This is a genomic window from Streptomyces sp. NPDC127092 (assembly GCF_042722475.1).
In the GTDB taxonomy this organism is placed as follows: domain Bacteria; phylum Actinomycetota; class Actinomycetes; order Streptomycetales; family Streptomycetaceae; genus Streptomyces.
This window is the reverse complement of record NZ_JBHXFE010000256.1, coordinates 857-1326: the sequence shown is the minus strand read 5'-3', so window position 1 is coordinate 1326 and position 470 is coordinate 857. Positions and strand designations below refer to the sequence as shown.

General features: G+C 73.6%; 1 pseudogene. It reads right to left on the bottom strand.

From position 1 onward, the window contains the following. Positions 1 to 470: pseudogene (locus ACFWJO_RS39485) on the bottom strand (hypothetical protein); the annotation flags it as partial.

The following is a 470-nucleotide window of genomic DNA, read 5'->3' as shown; positions in this document are numbered from 1 at the left end:
GCGCGGGTCTCGGTGCGCAGGTCGGCGAGGTCGCCACGCAGACGGTCCACGTCCTCGCGGGCTTCCTGCGCGGATGTTTGTGCTGCAGCGGTCTGCGTTTCGGCGCGGGTCTGGGCGCGCTGGGCCGCGGCGGCCGCCTCCTGCGCCTCATGAATCTGCTGGGCGGCTGATTTTTTCACCTCTGCGACCTCGGCGGCGGTGCGGCGGCGGATCTCTTCGATGGTCTCCCGCGCCTCCTGCTGGACCTCGCCGATCCGGCGCGACGCCTCGGTCTCTGCGGCCGCGACCTTCTCCGCCGCATCGCCCTGGATACGCTCCAGTTCCGCGCGTGCCTCCCGTTCACGGGACGCCGCGTCCTCCACGGCGGCAGCGGCCTCGGTCTGGATCCGCGCCAGCTCCGCGTACGCGTCCTCCGCGGCCGCGTCGGCCTCCTCCCGCGCCTGCTGATGTTCAGCCGCGCGGGCCTCGGC